The organism is Enterobacter sp. 4974935, assembly GCF_058661735.1.
Genome location: NZ_JBZWGT010000003.1, coordinates 3730127 through 3745340 on the forward strand (window position 1 = coordinate 3730127; position 15214 = coordinate 3745340).

General features: G+C 53.8%; 16 protein-coding genes. 12 read left to right on the plus strand and 4 right to left on the minus strand.

Annotated elements, in window-relative coordinates:
* The first annotated feature begins 21 nt into the window (after window positions 1–21).
* Window positions 22–1086, plus strand: a complete 1065-nt coding sequence (locus tag AC4OVS_RS19105) for a GGDEF domain-containing protein (RefSeq protein ID WP_063853311.1) — start codon at window positions 22–24, stop codon at window positions 1084–1086.
* 95 nt (window positions 1087–1181) lie between these two features.
* Window positions 1182–1970, plus strand: coding sequence for a siderophore-iron reductase FhuF (fhuF, locus tag AC4OVS_RS19110; protein WP_022646974.1), 789 nt, complete (start codon window positions 1182–1184; stop codon window positions 1968–1970).
* Window positions 1971–2045: 75 nt separating this feature from the next.
* Here fhuF and AC4OVS_RS19115 read toward each other — a convergent pair whose 3' ends face one another.
* Window positions 2046–3392: a PTS cellobiose transporter subunit IIC gene (locus tag AC4OVS_RS19115; RefSeq protein WP_006810218.1), complete on the minus strand. Its 1347-nt coding sequence runs from the start codon at window positions 3390–3392 to the stop codon at window positions 2046–2048.
* 328 nt (window positions 3393–3720) lie between these two features.
* Here AC4OVS_RS19115 and AC4OVS_RS19120 point away from each other — a divergent pair, with 328 nt between their 5' ends.
* Window positions 3721–4179 (plus strand): YbaK/EbsC family protein, encoded by a 459-nt coding sequence (locus tag AC4OVS_RS19120; protein WP_022646971.1) that lies wholly within the window; start codon window positions 3721–3723, stop codon window positions 4177–4179.
* A gap of 37 nt (window positions 4180–4216) precedes the next feature.
* On the opposite strand, the gene bglJ is transcribed toward AC4OVS_RS19120, so the two are convergent.
* Entirely contained in the window at window positions 4217–4852 is a 636-nt protein-coding gene (bglJ, locus tag AC4OVS_RS19125; RefSeq protein ID WP_032625381.1) for a DNA-binding transcriptional activator BglJ, read from the minus strand.
* Window positions 4849–5586 (minus strand): helix-turn-helix transcriptional regulator, encoded by a 738-nt coding sequence (locus AC4OVS_RS19130; RefSeq protein WP_022646969.1) that lies wholly within the window; start codon window positions 5584–5586, stop codon window positions 4849–4851. Before AC4OVS_RS19130 ends, bglJ begins: the two co-directional genes overlap by 4 nt.
* A 389-nt stretch (window positions 5587–5975) precedes the next feature.
* Between AC4OVS_RS19130 and AC4OVS_RS19135 the strand changes: the two genes are divergently transcribed.
* From AC4OVS_RS19135 to AC4OVS_RS19175, 9 genes are all read left to right on the plus strand, one after another.
* A complete protein-coding gene (locus AC4OVS_RS19135; RefSeq protein WP_017383842.1) occupies window positions 5976–6752 on the plus strand; it encodes a threonine/serine exporter family protein in 777 nt (258 codons plus the stop codon).
* Entirely contained in the window at window positions 6743–7216 is a 474-nt protein-coding gene (locus tag AC4OVS_RS19140) for a threonine/serine exporter (protein ID WP_032621429.1), read from the plus strand. The genes AC4OVS_RS19135 and AC4OVS_RS19140 overlap by 10 nt, the downstream gene beginning before the upstream one ends.
* A gap of 44 nt (window positions 7217–7260) precedes the next feature.
* On the plus strand, window positions 7261–7713 hold the full coding sequence (locus tag AC4OVS_RS19145) for a MarR family winged helix-turn-helix transcriptional regulator (protein WP_022646966.1): 453 nt from the start codon (window positions 7261–7263) through the stop codon (window positions 7711–7713).
* Between the two features lie 84 nt (window positions 7714–7797).
* Window positions 7798–8226 carry an organic hydroperoxide resistance protein gene (locus AC4OVS_RS19150; protein WP_003856578.1) on the plus strand — a complete coding sequence of 143 codons (429 nt, stop codon included), beginning with the start codon at window positions 7798–7800 and terminating at the stop codon, window positions 8224–8226.
* Window positions 8227–8350: 124 nt separating this feature from the next.
* A complete protein-coding gene (dnaT, locus tag AC4OVS_RS19155) occupies window positions 8351–8896 on the plus strand; it encodes a primosomal protein DnaT (RefSeq protein ID WP_023299265.1) in 546 nt (181 codons plus the stop codon).
* A complete protein-coding gene (gene dnaC, locus AC4OVS_RS19160; RefSeq protein ID WP_003856580.1) occupies window positions 8893–9630 on the plus strand; it encodes a replicative helicase loader DnaC in 738 nt (245 codons plus the stop codon). Before dnaT ends, dnaC begins: the two co-directional genes overlap by 4 nt.
* An 84-nt stretch (window positions 9631–9714) precedes the next feature.
* Window positions 9715–10197, plus strand: a complete 483-nt coding sequence (locus AC4OVS_RS19165; protein ID WP_491922630.1) for a YjjA family protein — start codon at window positions 9715–9717, stop codon at window positions 10195–10197.
* 271 nt (window positions 10198–10468) lie between these two features.
* The gene (gene opgB / locus AC4OVS_RS19170; RefSeq protein WP_417930052.1) at window positions 10469–12760 is read left to right on the plus strand and encodes a phosphatidylglycerol--membrane-oligosaccharide glycerophosphotransferase; all 2292 of its coding nucleotides are present in this window, start codon (window positions 10469–10471) and stop codon (window positions 12758–12760) included.
* A complete protein-coding gene (locus AC4OVS_RS19175; protein WP_023305400.1) occupies window positions 12760–13269 on the plus strand; it encodes a GNAT family N-acetyltransferase in 510 nt (169 codons plus the stop codon). The genes opgB and AC4OVS_RS19175 overlap by 1 nt, the downstream gene beginning before the upstream one ends.
* 260 nt (window positions 13270–13529) lie before the next feature.
* Here the strand turns inward: AC4OVS_RS19175 and tsr are convergent, their stop codons facing one another.
* A complete protein-coding gene (gene tsr, locus AC4OVS_RS19180; RefSeq protein ID WP_491922631.1) occupies window positions 13530–15194 on the minus strand; it encodes a methyl-accepting chemotaxis protein in 1665 nt (554 codons plus the stop codon).
* Window positions 15195–15214 lie beyond the last annotated feature (20 nt).

The following is a 15214-nucleotide window of genomic DNA, read 5'->3' on the forward strand; positions in this document are numbered from 1 at the left end:
TTTTAATAAAAACGCACGCATATGACATCACAATCCTGGCTGTCCTTAGTCAACAAGAAATATCAGCTTTCTTTACGTTTATTTTTATTTCTGAACGCTGCATCAGCATTGTTCTCGGTAACAAACCCTCTCTATTCCGTTCGTGTGTTATCATTCCCCCTGTTTGCCGTATTGACTGCCAGCACTGGCTTACTTATCTGGCACTGGAAAAATAGCACGCGAAAAATAAATATCCCTGCTGTTTCAGCTATTTTTGGGTTTTTATGGGCATGGCAGATCGTCTCAAAATTTCTGTTAATAACGCACGATCACGCAACCTATTTAATGATGGCGCTATTAACAGTGCTTTTTATAGGGTCTCTGGCTTTCGCCAGTAATATTAAAGCCTTTACGTTACATTCATTTCCCGCTTTTATATCCTGCCTGTGGCTTAGCCCGTCCGAAAACTGGCTGAGAATGGCCTATTTTTTCGCGCTGCCGGTGGTCGCCATTGGTATCCATCATGTTCTTCAGCGGCGTAATGACCGTTTCGCCCAGGAGCTGCTTTCCGAACTGCTGGAAGAGCGTGAAACCCTGACCGATCTCAGCATGATGGACCCGCTCACCGGCCTATATAACCGTCGCGGGCTGCAAAGCCGGCTTGAGAACCTCCCCAGGCCTGACGCTGGCGAGCACTTTGTGCTGCTGATGGATATCGACCATTTCAAAGCCTACAACGATCATTACGGCCATATGATGGGCGATCAGGCCTTGATCAGGGTCTCGGCTGCGATCCGCGACGCCGTGCGCTCACGCGATGTTGTCGCCCGGTTTGGCGGGGAAGAATTTATGGTGCTGTTAAGTAACATCCCACTGGAGCAAGCGCGCCAGACAGCTGAACGCATACGTCAGAAGGTTTACGATCTCAAAATCCCCCACATGTTTAACGAAAGCGTCGCCACTAACGTGACCATCAGCATTGGCATAGCCATGTTCGAAGGTGAAGACGTTGATGGCGCACTGGCGAAAGCCGATAAAGCCCTCTATGAAGCCAAGCATATGGGACGCAACAGCATTCTGCTAAGCGACGAGCTTCATATCGCCTGAAACCGCCTTCACAGCGCCAGGATAAAACGCTTGCGCTCGGTTTTATCTATAGTTAGGATTGGCAATCATTATCATTTAGATTTGTAATCCACACTATGGCGACTCGTACCGCACACATCGTTGAGCCACTGCTCTGGCGAGCTCCACTCTCCGCCGGAGAAACGACGCTTGCGGATGCCATTCGGGAAAAAATCGCCGTAACACGCGCCCATCTGCTGGATTTCATCAAACTGGATGAAGCACCGCCGCATCATGCTCTGACGCTGACTCAGTGGCAACGACCTGCCGAGCTGCGGTCACTGCTGGCAACCTATTCCGACCATATTTATCGTAACCAACCGACGCTGGCGCGGGAAAATAAACCGCTGCTTTCCCTCTGGGCACAATGGTATATCGGGCTGATGGTGCCGCCTGTCATGCTGGCCCTGTTGACCCAGGAAACGATGCTCGATCTCTCGTCGGAACATTTCCACGTCGAATTCCATGAGACCGGACGCGCCGCCTGTTTCTGGATTGATGTACACGAAGATCCGAGCGCGAGTCACCTGTCAGCGCAGGCGCGAATGGAACGACTGATTACAAGAGCGCTGGTTCCGGTCATTGATGCGCTGGAAGCGACGGGGGAGATCAACGGCAAACTGATCTGGAGTAATACCGGGTATCTTATCCACTGGTATTTAACGGAGATGAAGCCGTTGCTCGGCGACGAGAAAGTGGATGCGCTGCGTCAGAGCTGTTTCTTTGCCAGACAGCTGTCGGATGGGCGGGATAACCCTCTTTACCGCACCGTGGTTCCGCGTGAGGGACTTCTGGTGCGTCGTACCTGCTGTCAGCGCTACCGTCTGCCGGATGTCCAGCAGTGCGGCGATTGCACGCTTAAGTAGTCTGGCCCTGCCTGAAACCCGCAGAGAGAGAACAAACACTAAAAACGGCAACCTGCGTTGCCGTTTTGCTTTTACCTAAGCGACCTGCTGATTTTCCTCTTCCCCATTACGCTGTGCTTCTTCCGCTTCCTGCTGAAGCAACTGTTTCTCGTACACCTTGAAGAACGGGAAATAGATAATGGCGGAAACGCAGGCCAAAACCAGCACCAGAATGGCTGCACGGAAATCCCAGCCCAGCGCCCAGGCGGCACCAACCGGAGCCGGTGCCGTCCACGGCACAACGGAAATCACGCGGCCAATCAGATCAAACTTCATCGCTGCCCATGCCAGCACGGCATTGACCATCGGCGCCAGCAGGAAAGGAATAAAGAACACCGGGTTCATCACAATCGGCGTACCAAAAATCACCGGTTCATTGATATTGAAAATGCTTGGCACCACGCTCAGACGTCCAATGGAGCGCAGGTGCGCGGAGCGGCTACGCAGGTAACAGAACACCAGCCCCATCGTCGCTCCTGACCCACCGATCACAATAAAGAACGTCCAGAAGGCTTCCATAAAGATGTGTGGTAAAGGCAGGCTCGCCGCCAGCGCGGTCTGGTTCGCCCCCAGGTTCGTCAGCCAGAACATTTGCAGCATACCCGAGACAATCGCTGCACCGTGGATCCCGGCAAACCACAGCAGGTGGCCAATCAGCACCGCCAGCAGGATCGCTGGCAGCGAGTCCGCCGCAGAGACCAGCGGTTTGAATATCGACATGATGGCCTGCGGGATCAGCATACCGAACTGCGACTGGATCAACAGACTCAGCGGATAGAGCGTCAGCACCACCACCAGCACCGGGATCAGCAGGTCAAATGAGTTTTTGATCATCGGCGGAACCTGGTCTGGCAGGCGGATCCCGATATTGTGTGCTTTCAGGAAACGCATCATCTCAACGCAGTAAATCGCCACCAGGATCGCGGTGAAAATCCCGGTGCCTCCAAGGCTATCAACCGGTAAGGCGCCTTTGGTTTTAGGGGCGGCGACCAGCAGGAACGCCATCAGCGACAGCATCGCGCACATGAACGGATCCAACTGATGGGTTTTAACGTAATGTTTGCCCAGGTTGTAGGCGATAGCCGCACAGATATAGAGGGACATCACCCCCATCGTCATATCAAACGGCGTCAGAATTTGACCTTCAAACTGCTTCGCCATATCCAGCCAGGCGCGAGCAAAGCCCCAGGTGGTATCTGGCGAAAAAGGTGGGTAAGCGAACACTAATAAAAACGACCCGACAATCATAAACGGCATTGCCGAGATGAACCCGTCACGAATCGCCATAACGTGACGCTGGGAAGAGATGCGCCCGGCAATAGGGCTGACATAATTTTCAACGAAGCGGAAAATCAGATTAAATGCAGCATGGTTGGCAGACATAGCAGATCTCCTGTCAGACGTTCGTTTCGGACGTTCTCACGTCACACGTTGTTCCATACATCAGCGTCACAACCTTGCCGGATCGTGTACCTGCGGTACTGCTCAAACGGAATGGTTTCATACTTAGCTCTTATTATTAGATACAGGGGAAGTTACACACTCAGTATTAATCTCTGCATCACGCTCTGCAACCGGTTACTGTAACCGGTTTCTGTGAATGTGAAGGCGATCCAGAAATCGCCCCTGACGGATATTTGTTACTTAAGGGATATTTACAGCGACTAAATTCTTATGACAGATTACGGAAGATATTTGTCAGGAGGAATCAATGAGTTTGCAGTCTGTACAGCAGTTTTTCGCCGAACACGCTCCGGATATAGAAATCATCGAGCTTAACCAAAGCACAGCGACTGTTGCCCTTGCTGCTGCCGCGCACAACGTTGAACCCGGCCAAATTGCCAAAACGCTGTCACTGAAAATTAAAAATGATGTGATTCTGGTGGTTGCAAAAGGCGATGCGCGTCTGGATAACAAAAAGCTCAAAGAGACATTCGGCGCAAAAGCCCGCATGCTCAGCTGCGATGAGGTAGTAACCCTGACGGGTCATCCTGTTGGCGGGGTCTGCCCTTTTGGACTGGAAAATCCGCTCTCTGTTTACTGTGACATCACTTTAAAACAGTACGCCGAAGTGTTACCCGCAGCGGGCGCCATCCACAGTGCGGTGCGTATATCGCCCGACAGAATGGCGGAACTGACCGCAGCAAAATGGGTTGATGTCTGTATTTGAACGTTGCGCCAGAAAAATTCTGGCGCATCACTTAACACTACGAGAAAGAAGGAACGGTGAGAGCGGAACGGCGTATTTCCCTGACCGGGAGATGCGCCAGGATATCTGCCGCATCCAGTAATCCCACATCAGAATTGACGCCCAGTTTTACCATTGCGTTAAACTTATGCGCCCGGATGGTTTTGATATTGCGTTCAAGCTGTGCCGCAATTTCAGGGATCGAAAAACCCGATGACATATATCGCAGAATCGCCCTTTCAGTTGGGCTTAGCATACGATGCTGGCTCACACACCAGTGATTGTACACGTTGTCGTTCACGTGATGCGTTTCGCTGAGTAATGTCTCCAGCCCCTCCATTAACTGCTTCAGCGGAACCGATTTACTGATAATTCCATGTAAGCGAGAAGGCGAAAGATGGCTGACCAGTCTCGCCTCCATTTCATCAGAGGCCAGCACGATACGCTTGACGTCGCTGTGGGTGAAGGTGAGATCCCGCAAACAGGCCAGACAGTTTCGCCGCTCCTCACGCTCATCGGACAATGAATAAATTACGGCAAAGAATGAGATTTCCGAGAGCGCCGCTTTGAAGTTGTCAAATCTGGCAAACAGGTGCACCTGGTAATGGCTCAGGGCGGGCATCGCAAAAAGATGCTTCAGCCCCATAGCGCTCATTGAGCAGCTTTCGATGACGGCGATATGTTTTGTTGCAGTGGTCTTTTCCATTCCTCAAACTCTCCATAAGCCGACATTAAACTGAGTTCTCGCATTCCCTGGGTACTGCTTATCCACGCGTACATATCGGCATTACTGCGAAGTGATAAGCGACGCATTGCACTGTTTTTCTGTGCACTGATCGTTTTATTACTTTTATTAAGTAGCGTGGCTATTTGGTTGATTCCCCAACCTTTACCTAACAAACGCAACACCTTGCGTTCAGAGTGGGTAAGCGCAATCATTTGCTCACTCTCCTCTTCAATATCAGGATTTTCCGGTATCAATAACGTCTGGCTTATTCGCTCGGCACGTTCACTCCCCGCGCGAATAGCGTTAATTACGCCTTCAATGGGTTCCATATCCGAAAGCAGCGTGCTTTCCGGACGCATAAGAAGCTCTACTGCAAGTGGATAAAGGGGGCGCGAAACGAGGAATATCCAGTGAATATCCCGGTACTGATTCATTAACCCATAATATTGCTCAAGCGTGCCGCGTGGATTACGATACTCACCCGAAATATCGGCAATAACGACCCCAGCGCGACGCAATTGTAATAACGTCAACTCCTGCATCGAACGGCAGTACGTTATCTCAAAATCGGGAAAATGACGCGACATGACGCCACCTAACCCATTTTGCATAACCGGTACTCTGCTGATCACCACTCCGTGTTTACCATTCAATGGCAACATAGACCCTCCCTGTCATGAATTCTTTATTTAAGAACGAACTAACCCTGCAAGGTTAAACACGTTTGCATTCCGAAGTACAAACGGGTTAATACTCGCAAAATAGAACAAATATCACATGGGTTAAGAAACGCCCAATACAGGCCTAATATCGCATAAAGACCATTTAAATTTAATTCAAATTGCGTGAAAAGATCGAAAATATGAAATTAGAAATACTTAATATATTGTTTTTATAAATCCTAATTTCATATTCATTAAATAAATAACAATGCTGTCTTTCCTCCGCCCCCATCGCGCCACTGATCGCACAAATGTTGATCTGGCCCAGCGCAAAGGGCCCTGCACTTTGTGTTAAAAGTAAGCAATCTCTCTTCTCTTCAGGGCGTTTCATGCAGGCAGATCGGTCTACGCAACGTGCCACCACGCGGCTATGTATTCAGTGCGGGCTTTTTCTCTTACAGCACGGCGCAGAAAGCGCCCTCGTCGAAGAGCTCTCCACACGCCTTGGGCTGGCGCTGGGGATGGACAGCGTTGAGAGTTCCATCTCGTCAAATGCCATTGTGCTGACCACCATTAAAGACGGACAGTGCCTGACCTCCACCCGTAAAAATCATGACCGCGGCATTAACATGCACGTCGTGACGGAAGTGCAGCACATCGTGATCCTTGCTGAACACAAGCTGCTCGATCTCCGGGAGATAGAAAAACGTTTCAATCAAATCAAACCCCTCCGGTATCCGCGCTGGCTGGTTGTGCTGATGGTGGGACTGTCCTGCGCCTGCTTCTGCAAGCTCAACGCGGGCGGCTGGGACGGCGCTGTCGTGACCTTCTTTGCCAGCAGCATCGCAATGTATGTCCGCCAGCTGTTGACGCACAGACAGCTACATCCGCAAATTAACTTCTGCATCACGGCATTTGTGGCGACAACCGTATCCGGCCTGCTTTTGCGCCAGCCCTACTTCGCCAGCACGCCTACTGTTGCGATGGCCGCCAGCGTATTGCTGCTGGTGCCGGGTTTTCCCTTAATTAATGCCGTCGCTGATATGTTCAAAGGCCATATCAACACCGGTCTGGCGCGCTGGGCGATAGCCAGCCTGCTGACGCTGGCGACCTGTATCGGGGTGGTTATGGCCATGACACTCTGGGGGTTACGCGGATGGGCGTGATGGATTTTATGCTCGCACTGGCACAGGACATGCTCTTGTCTGCCCTTCCCGCCGTTGGTTTTGCGATGGTGTTTAACGTCCCACAGCGTGCATTACCCTGGTGTGCGCTGCTGGGTGCCATTGGCCACGGCTCTCGTATGATCATGATGACAGCGGGCTTTAATATTGAATGGTCGACGTTTATCGCCTCCATGCTGGTTGGCAGCATCGGTATTCAGTGGTCCCGCTGGTATCTGGCGCACCCGAAGGTATTCACCGTGGCGGCAGTGATTCCTATGTTCCCGGGCATTTCAGCCTATACGGCGATGATCTCCGCCGTCAAAATCAGCCATTTTGGCTACAGCGAACCCCAGATGATCCTGCTCCTGAGCAACTTCCTTAAAGCCTCGTCGATCGTGGGTGCGCTCTCCATCGGCCTGTCGATCCCCGGCTTATGGCTTTACCGCAAACGTCCACGCGTATAATAAAATCGCTTGCAATTGTATCGCGCACTATCTATATTCATTTCATGGACGCAAAAACGAACGACACCACCAACGCGCTTCTGCTGGATAACCAGCTCTGTTTTGCCCTCTATTCGGCAAATCTGGCGCTTAACAAGCTGTACCGGCAACTGCTGGCGCCGCTTAATCTGACCTACCCGCAATACCTGGTGATGCTGGTGCTCTGGGAACAGGATGATATTACGGTGTCAGACATTGGCGAGCGGCTGTTCCTGGATTCCGCCACGCTGACTCCCCTGCTGAAACGCCTGGAAAGCGCAGGATTGATCCTCCGCCAGCGTTCCCGTCAGGATGAGCGTCAGGTCGCCGTCACCCTGAGCGACGCGGGTCGGGCGCTGCAACAGCAGGCCGTGACGATACCCCACGCCGTGGGCTGTGCAGCGCAGTGTGATACCGACACCATGCTGGCGCTCAAGCAACAGCTCGAAAGTTTGCGCCAACAGCTGCATCGCGCGTAAGGCTGTACTTTACGCGTCTAATTTTAACTTAAAACATCGCGCGCTATTTAATAGCGCATATAAACGTAAGATGAGGAACCTGCCATGTCTTTAGAAAAAGTTGTCTACACTGCCAAAGCCAAAGCAACCGGAGGCCGTGATGGCCGCGCCACGTCTTCCGATGGCGTTCTGGATGTCAAACTGGGTGTGCCAAAAGAGATGGGCGGCATGGGGGGTGAAGTAACCAACCCTGAACAGCTGTTCGCTGCGGGCTACTCCGCCTGCTTCCTGGGCGCAATGAAGTTCGTTGCGGCACGCGATAAATTCGCTCTGCCAAAAGACGCCTTTATTGAAGGCGAAGTAGGGATCGGCCCGCTGCCAACCGGTTTTGGTATCGAAGCGAAGCTGAACATCCACGTTGAAGGGATGGACGCAGCGGAAGCCAAAAAACTGGTGGATGCGGCGCACATCGTCTGTCCGTACTCTAACGCGACGCGCGGCAATATCGACGTGACGCTGAACATCATCGCGTAACCAGCCCCTGTGATTTTAGCCCCGGTAAGCGTAACGCCACCGGGGAAATCCTCTCCTTTCCTCCCCTCTCTCTGTGCTACCATAACCCTCAATCACGCCCGTAGTAATCAGTTGAGAAAGTGTTATGTCCTCCAGAATTCTGACCACCAGCATTGCTGGCATTGATGCCTTTATGCGCGATCCTCGCGGTGTGTTGACGCACGCCGAAGGCGGCACGCTCGCGGTATTTGCCGACAACGCCCCGGCGTTTTATGCGGTCACGCCGGAGCGTCTGGCGCAGCTTCTGGAAATTGAAGAGAAGCTGTCGCGCCCGGCGAGCGATGTCATGCTGGATAATCAGTTTTTTGACGAACCCGCCAGCGCCCCGGTGGCCGTTCCAATGGGGAAATTTCCCATGTACGCCGGTTGGCAGCCGGACGCCGATTTTCAGCGGCAGGCGGCCTTATGGGGAATAGCCCTCTCGCAGCCCGCAACACCGGAAGAGCTGGCAGCCTTTACCGCATACTGGCAAGCTGAAGGAAAAGTCTTCCACCATGTTCAGTGGCAGCAAAAATTCGCGCGCAGTCTGCAAATCAACCGCGCCAGCAACAACGGCCAGCCAAAACGTGATATCAATGCTTTTTCAGAACCGGACAAAAAAATCCCTGATGGATTCCGAGGTGCGAAATGAAAAACGTCGGCGACCTGATGAAACGTTTGCAGAAGATGATGCCTGCCAACGTGAAGCCCGCCTTCACCACCGGTGAAGAGCTGCTGGCATGGCAAAAAGAGCAGGGTAAAATTCGCGCGGCTGCCCTCGCCCGCGAAAACCGCGCGATGAAAATGCAGCGCACCTTTAACCGCTCGGGCATTCGCCCTCTGCACCAGAACTGCTCCTTCGAGAATTATAAGGTCGAGTCTCAGGGGCAGATGAACGCCCTTAACCAGGCGCGCCAGTACGTGGATGAATTTGACGGCAACATCGCCAGCTTCATCTTTAGCGGAAAACCCGGCACCGGGAAAAATCACCTCGCCGCCGCTATCTGCAACGAGCTGCTGCTGCGCGGGAAGTCAGTGCTGATTATCACCGTGGCCGATATTATGTCCGCCATGAAAGACACCTTCAGTAATCGCGAAACCAGCGAAGAACAGTTGCTAAATGATTTAAGTAACGTGGATTTGCTGGTCATCGACGAGATCGGTGTCCAGACGGAGTCCCGCTACGAAAAAGTGATCATCAACCAGATTGTCGATCGCCGTTCGTCGTCAAAACGCCCAACCGGTATGTTGACGAACCACAATATTGACGAGATGACCCGACTTCTTGGCGAGCGGGTGATGGATCGCATGAAGCTGGGTAACAGCCTGTACGTCATCTTCGACTGGGACAGCTACCGCAGCCGCGTCACCGGCAAAGAGTATTAAGATATTTCCAGGGAGCGCCGGAAGAGCAGAGGTATATACTGAACCCACTTCTGGCCCAAAACGGACCTTGTTGAGTAAATCATTATGAAAAAACAATTTTTTATCAGCATCCTTACTGGCGCCCTGCTGGTGACTGGCGCAGCGCAGGCCGCATCATGGCAGGAGTCGCTCTCCAGCGCAGCAAGTGAGTTAACCAAAGAGAGCGGCACGTCCCAGGGCGGGCTGTCAGCCTCGTCCCTCACCGGCCTGCTGGGCAACAGCTCCCAAAGCCTGAGTGCCGGAACGATGAACAACGCCGCGGGTATTCTGGAATACTGCGCGAAGCAGAAACTGGCTTCCGTCACCGATACCGAAAACATCAAAAACCAGGTGTTGGGTAAACTGGGACTGGACACCCAGGAGCAGAAAGCGGACACCAACTATATGGACGGTATTCAGGGCCTGCTTAACGCGCAGAATGGTCAGCAGCTGAACCTCAGCACCCTTGGAAATTCATCTCTGGCGAAACAGGTGAAAACGAAAGCCTGCGATCTGGTGCTGAAACAAGGCGTTAATTTCCTCTCCTGATTGTCCCCCTTTTTCTGCCACAACACGCCGCGTTTATTACATTAGTCTTATACCGCGGCGTGAAGTGCGTTTTTTTACCCCCTGCCACCACCTCAGCCTCCGTATGCCACGATGCGACTGTATTCAAAAATCCGATTTTATAAACCAAATCCTAACAACAGCACACTTTCGTGACACTAAAATTGCAGCTAAGCGACATCGCAATTACATTGTATTACCCAAAAAATAAGCAATTAGCCGGCTAAGCGTCCGGCATGATGAGGATCTGCTGTTGTCAGAGTTAATGTCCCTTGTCCTTTTCCTGGCTTCCATCGGCGTTTATGCCTGGAAAGCCGGTCGTCACACCTGGTGGTTTGTGGCCACCCTGGTGGTGCTCGGTATTTTTATTGTTTTAAACATTACGTTATATGCCAGCGATTACTTTACCGGCGACGGTATTAACGACGCGGTGCTCTACACATTGACCAACAGTCTGACCGGCGCAGGTGTGGGTAAGTACATCCTTCCGGGTCTGGGGCTGGTGGTCGCCCTGGTGGGCATCTTCGCCGCGCTGGCCTGGGTTCTGCGCCGTCGCCGTCACCGTCCGCATCATCATGGCTACAGCCTGCTGGCGCTGTGCCTGGCGCTGGCCTCCGTGGATGCCAGCCCGGCATTCCATCAAATTACCGAGCTGGTAAAATCCCAGTCGCGCGATGGCGATCCGGACTTTGCGGCCTATTACAAAGAACCCTCGAAGAAAATCGACAACCCTAAACTCAACCTGGTCTATATCTACGGCGAAAGTCTGGAACGCACCTGGTTTGACAACGATGCTTTCCCGAACCTGACGCCAGAGCTTGGCGCGCTGAAAAACCAGGGCCTCGACTTCAGCCACACCATGCAGTTGCCTGGCACGGATTACACCATCGCCGGGATGGTGGCTTCCCAGTGCGGCATTCCCCTGTTCGCCCCGTTTGAAGGCAACGCCTCCGCCTCGATGTCGAGTTTCTTCCCGCAGAACATTTGTCTCGGCGATATCCTGAAAAACTCGGGCTATGAAAACTACTTTATGCAGGGCGCTAACCTGCGCTTTGCCGGGAAAGATGTGTTCCTGAAATCCCACGGTTTCGATCACTTATATGGTTCCGAAGAGCTGAAAACCACGGTCGCCGATCCGGCCTACCGCAACGACTGGGGCTTTTACGACGATACCGTTCTGGATGAAACCTGGAAGAAATTCGAGGAGCTTTCCCGCGCCGGTAAACGCTTCTCGCTGTTTGCGTTGACCGTCGACACGCATCATCCGGATGGTTTCGTCTCACGCACCTGTAAACGTCAGGGCTACGACATTGACGGTAAAAACAACAAGTCGTTCAGCGCTGTGACCTGTAGCCAGGAACATATCGCGGCGTTAATCGAGAAAATCAAAGCGTCGCCGTATTTCAAAAATACGGTCATTGTCGTTTCATCTGACCATCTGGCGATGAAAAACAGTGCCTGGGATGAGCTGAATAAGCTGGATCGCAGCAACCTGTTCTTTGTGCTGCGCGGCGATAAACCGCAGCAGGAGATCATTGCCGCTAAACGTAACTCGATGGATAACGGCGCTACCGTGCTGGATATTCTGGGTGGCGATAACTTCATTGGCCTGGGCCGCAGTACGTTGTCGGGCCAGTCCCTGTCGGAAATCTTCCTCAACATGAAGGAAAAAATCCTCGCCTGGAAGCCGGATATCATTCGCCTGTGGAACTTCCCGAAAGAGATAAACGACTTCACCATCGATCAGGATAAAAAAATGATCGCGTTCTCCGGCAGCCATTTCCGCCTGCCTCTGCTGCTGCGCGTGTCGGATAACCGCGTCGAGCCGCTGCCGGAAAGCGAATACTCCGCGCCACTGCGCTTCCAGCTGGCGGAATTCGCCCCGCGCGATAATTTCGTCTGGGTCGATAAATGCTACAAAATGGGCCAGCTCTGGTCACAAGAGCTGTCACTGTCCACCGACTGGTGCGTCTCACAGGGGCAACTCGGCGGCGAGCAGACCGTGCAACACGTTGATAAACCGCAGTGGCAGGGGAAAACCGCGTTTAAAGATACGGTTATTGATACCGCACGCTATCAGCGCAACGTTGACCTGCTGAAAATCGTCGACAACGACATTCGTTATAAAGCTGACAGCTTTATTTTTAACGTTGCCGGCGCGCCTGAAGAGGTGAAGCAGTTCAGCGGTATTTCACGTCCCGAATCGTGGGGGCGCTGGTCTAACGCGCAGTTAGGTGATGAGGTGAAAATTGAGTATACCCATCCGCTGCCGGAGAAATTCGATCTGGTGATCACCGCCAGGGCATTTGGTCCCAACGCAAACCGTCCTGTGCCGGTGCGCGTCGGCGATAAAGAACAGATGCTGACGCTGAGCAATGATGTCACCACCAGCACGCTGCATTTCGTTAACCCCACGCGCAGCAATACGCTGGTCATTGTGCCGCCCGAGCCGCAGTCCACTAACGAAGGGAATATTCTCGGTCACGCTCCGCGCAAGCTGGGGATCGGCATGGTGGAGATTAAAATTGTGAGCAGCGCTGGCTGATGACGGCGTTCACACTCCGCCCGACGCGCATCGACGACGTCGCTGCCCTGCCCGCCATTGAACGCGCGGCGGGGCAGCGATTTCGCGATGTTCCTGAGCTGGCCTGGCTGGCAGACAGCGAGGTTATTTCCGTTGAAGATCACCTCGGTTACGCCGGACGCGGATTAAGCTGGCTGGCGCTGGCTGACGACAGGCCCGTGGGCTTTATTCTCGCCGAAGCCCAGCCATCTTCGCTGTTTATTGTGGAACTTTCGGTTCATCTGGACTGGCAGGGACGAGGTCTCGGACGCCGGTTGATTAACCGTGTCGCAGAGCATGCCCGCACGCTGGGGCTAACCTCGCTGACGTTAACGACGTTTCGTGATGTCCCGTGGAACGCGCCCTACTACAGGCGATTAGGGTTTGAAATGATGACGACGCTGACGCCGGAAATGCGCCAGAAACGTGAAGAAGAGACGGCGCACGGTTTAGCGTATGGTTCCCGCTGCGCCATGCGCCTGCCTCTGTAAAATCGCCCGGTGGCGCTGCGCTTACCGGGCCTACAAAACCCAATTCCGCAGCCGCCACCCGGCAAAATGCACATCCCGTAGGCCGGGTAAGGCGCAGCCGCCACCCGGCAAAACCCACAATCCGTAGGCCGGGTAAGGCGCAGCCGCCACCCGGCGAAACGCACATCCCGTAGGCCGGGTAAGGCGCAGCCGCCACCCGGCAAAACCCACAATCCGTAGGCCGGGTAAGGCGTAGCCGCCACCCGGCAAAACGCACAACGTCAGAACGTTTCCCAGTTATCGCCCGCATCTGCGGTCGCCGGTTTACGCGCCACTACCGGTGCGACAACGCTTTTCGCGGAGGCGAACTCGCGCGCCTTCATCTGTTCCTGCTGAATACGGAACACCGCAACGGCCTGCGTCAGACGGCTCGCCTGCTCTTCCAGTGCCGCCGCGGCCGCCGCAGACTCTTCCACCAGCGAGGCGTTCTGCTGGGTCACGCGATCCATCTCCGCCACCGCCAGCCCCACCTGGTCGATACCGCGGCTCTGCTCATCAGACGCAGACGCGATTTCGCCCATGATGTCCGTCACGCGCGTTACCGCATTCACGATCTCACCCATGGTTTCACCGGCGCTTTCCACCAGCGTTGAACCCACTTCCACCCGGCCAACGGAGTCCTCAATCAGGCTCTTGATCTCGCGCGCCGCCTGGGCGCTACGCTGCGCCAGATTTCGCACTTCACCTGCAACTACCGCAAAACCACGGCCCTGCTCGCCCGCACGCGCCGCTTCTACCGCCGCGTTCAGCGCCAGAATGTTGGTCTGGAAGGCAATGCCGTCGATTACGCTGATAATGTCGGCAATCTTCTGCGAACTGCCGGCGATGTCGCGCATGGTCTGCACCACGTTATCCACCACTTTACCGCCTTTTTGCGCCGTCTCAGAGGCGCTCAGCGCCAGGTTGCTCGCCTGACGGGCGTTCTCGGCGTTCTGCTTCACGGTGGCAGTCAGCTGTTCCATGCTGGCCGCCGTCTCTTCCAGAGAGGCAGCCTGCTGCTCGGTACGGGATGAGAGATCGTTATTGCCCATCGAGATTTCGCTCGCACCGCTGTAAATGGCGTTTGCGCCGTTACGCACGTCACCCACGGTACGCACCAGCTCGCCCTGCATATGGCGCAGGGAGTCAGCCAGTTCACCCATCTCGTTGGAGCCTTCCACGTCGATGCGCTTCACCAGGTCGCCGCTGGCGATATGACGAATGCTGTCAATCAGACGGTTCAGCGGCGAAATCAGTGCCTGACGAATACCCAGCCAGACGGCAACAATCACCACCAGCACCGCAGCCAGCACGCTAATCAGCACCCAGATAGCCTGGCGGTAAGAGCTGTTGCTGTCTTCAACCGCGGTCTGATAGAGCGCGTCGTTTTGTTGCAGGTAGCTGACGTACTGCTTCTCAAAGCCATCCTGATAGCTCTGGGTCGGCTGGTCGAAGAACTCGTTGATCTTGCCCGCCCCCAGCAGCTGGATCAGCTCGGCCAGCGCGCCGTGGTAGATATCGTAATTACGTTTGATTTCCAGTGCCGCAGCGTCGCTCTGACGCGGGTCACGCGGAAGTGCTTCGTAATCCGCCCAGTTTTTTTCCGCCTGTTTCAGAGACGCAGAGGCAATCTGCATCAGCTCGGCGACGGTTGAGCCGCTGCCGATATTGTTCTGATCCATCATGTAGCGGATACCCGCGCGGTTCAGGGTGTTACGGGTTTGCAGCAGCGCCACCCAGCTACCGTTCAGGGTGGATTGTTGCTGGCGAATGGTTTGCAGAATGGTGAAATTCTCTTTGTCATGCTTCAGGGCATTGAAGAAAAGACCACCGGATGTGAGTTGTAAAAGGCCAAATATCGCTAAAACCAGCAGTAAGCTGGTGACAATCTTGATACGATTTAACATGTTTTCTCTTTCCTCAGGCA

Excerpts from the sequence above, each read along its gene's own strand:
- AC4OVS_RS19105 (WP_063853311.1), top strand. The coding sequence starts at position 22 with ATGACATCACAATCCTGGCTGTCCTTAGTCAACAAGAAATATCAGCTT.
- fhuF (WP_022646974.1), top strand. The coding sequence starts at position 1,182 with ATGGCGACTCGTACCGCACACATCGTTGAGCCACTGCTCTGGCGAGCT.
- AC4OVS_RS19115 (WP_006810218.1), bottom strand. The coding sequence starts at position 3,392 with ATGTCTGCCAACCATGCTGCATTTAATCTGATTTTCCGCTTCGTTGAA.
- AC4OVS_RS19120 (WP_022646971.1), top strand. The coding sequence starts at position 3,721 with ATGAGTTTGCAGTCTGTACAGCAGTTTTTCGCCGAACACGCTCCGGAT.
- bglJ (WP_032625381.1), bottom strand. The coding sequence starts at position 4,852 with ATGAGCGCTATGGGGCTGAAGCATCTTTTTGCGATGCCCGCCCTGAGC.
- AC4OVS_RS19130 (WP_022646969.1), bottom strand. The coding sequence starts at position 5,586 with ATGTTGCCATTGAATGGTAAACACGGAGTGGTGATCAGCAGAGTACCG.
- AC4OVS_RS19135 (WP_017383842.1), top strand. The coding sequence starts at position 5,976 with ATGCAGGCAGATCGGTCTACGCAACGTGCCACCACGCGGCTATGTATT.
- AC4OVS_RS19140 (WP_032621429.1), top strand. The coding sequence starts at position 6,743 with ATGGGCGTGATGGATTTTATGCTCGCACTGGCACAGGACATGCTCTTG.
- AC4OVS_RS19145 (WP_022646966.1), top strand. The coding sequence starts at position 7,261 with ATGGACGCAAAAACGAACGACACCACCAACGCGCTTCTGCTGGATAAC.
- AC4OVS_RS19150 (WP_003856578.1), top strand. The coding sequence starts at position 7,798 with ATGTCTTTAGAAAAAGTTGTCTACACTGCCAAAGCCAAAGCAACCGGA.
- dnaT (WP_023299265.1), top strand. The coding sequence starts at position 8,351 with ATGTCCTCCAGAATTCTGACCACCAGCATTGCTGGCATTGATGCCTTT.
- dnaC (WP_003856580.1), top strand. The coding sequence starts at position 8,893 with ATGAAAAACGTCGGCGACCTGATGAAACGTTTGCAGAAGATGATGCCT.
- AC4OVS_RS19165 (WP_491922630.1), top strand. The coding sequence starts at position 9,715 with ATGAAAAAACAATTTTTTATCAGCATCCTTACTGGCGCCCTGCTGGTG.
- AC4OVS_RS19175 (WP_023305400.1), top strand. The coding sequence starts at position 12,760 with ATGACGGCGTTCACACTCCGCCCGACGCGCATCGACGACGTCGCTGCC.
- tsr (WP_491922631.1), bottom strand. The coding sequence starts at position 15,194 with ATGTTAAATCGTATCAAGATTGTCACCAGCTTACTGCTGGTTTTAGCG.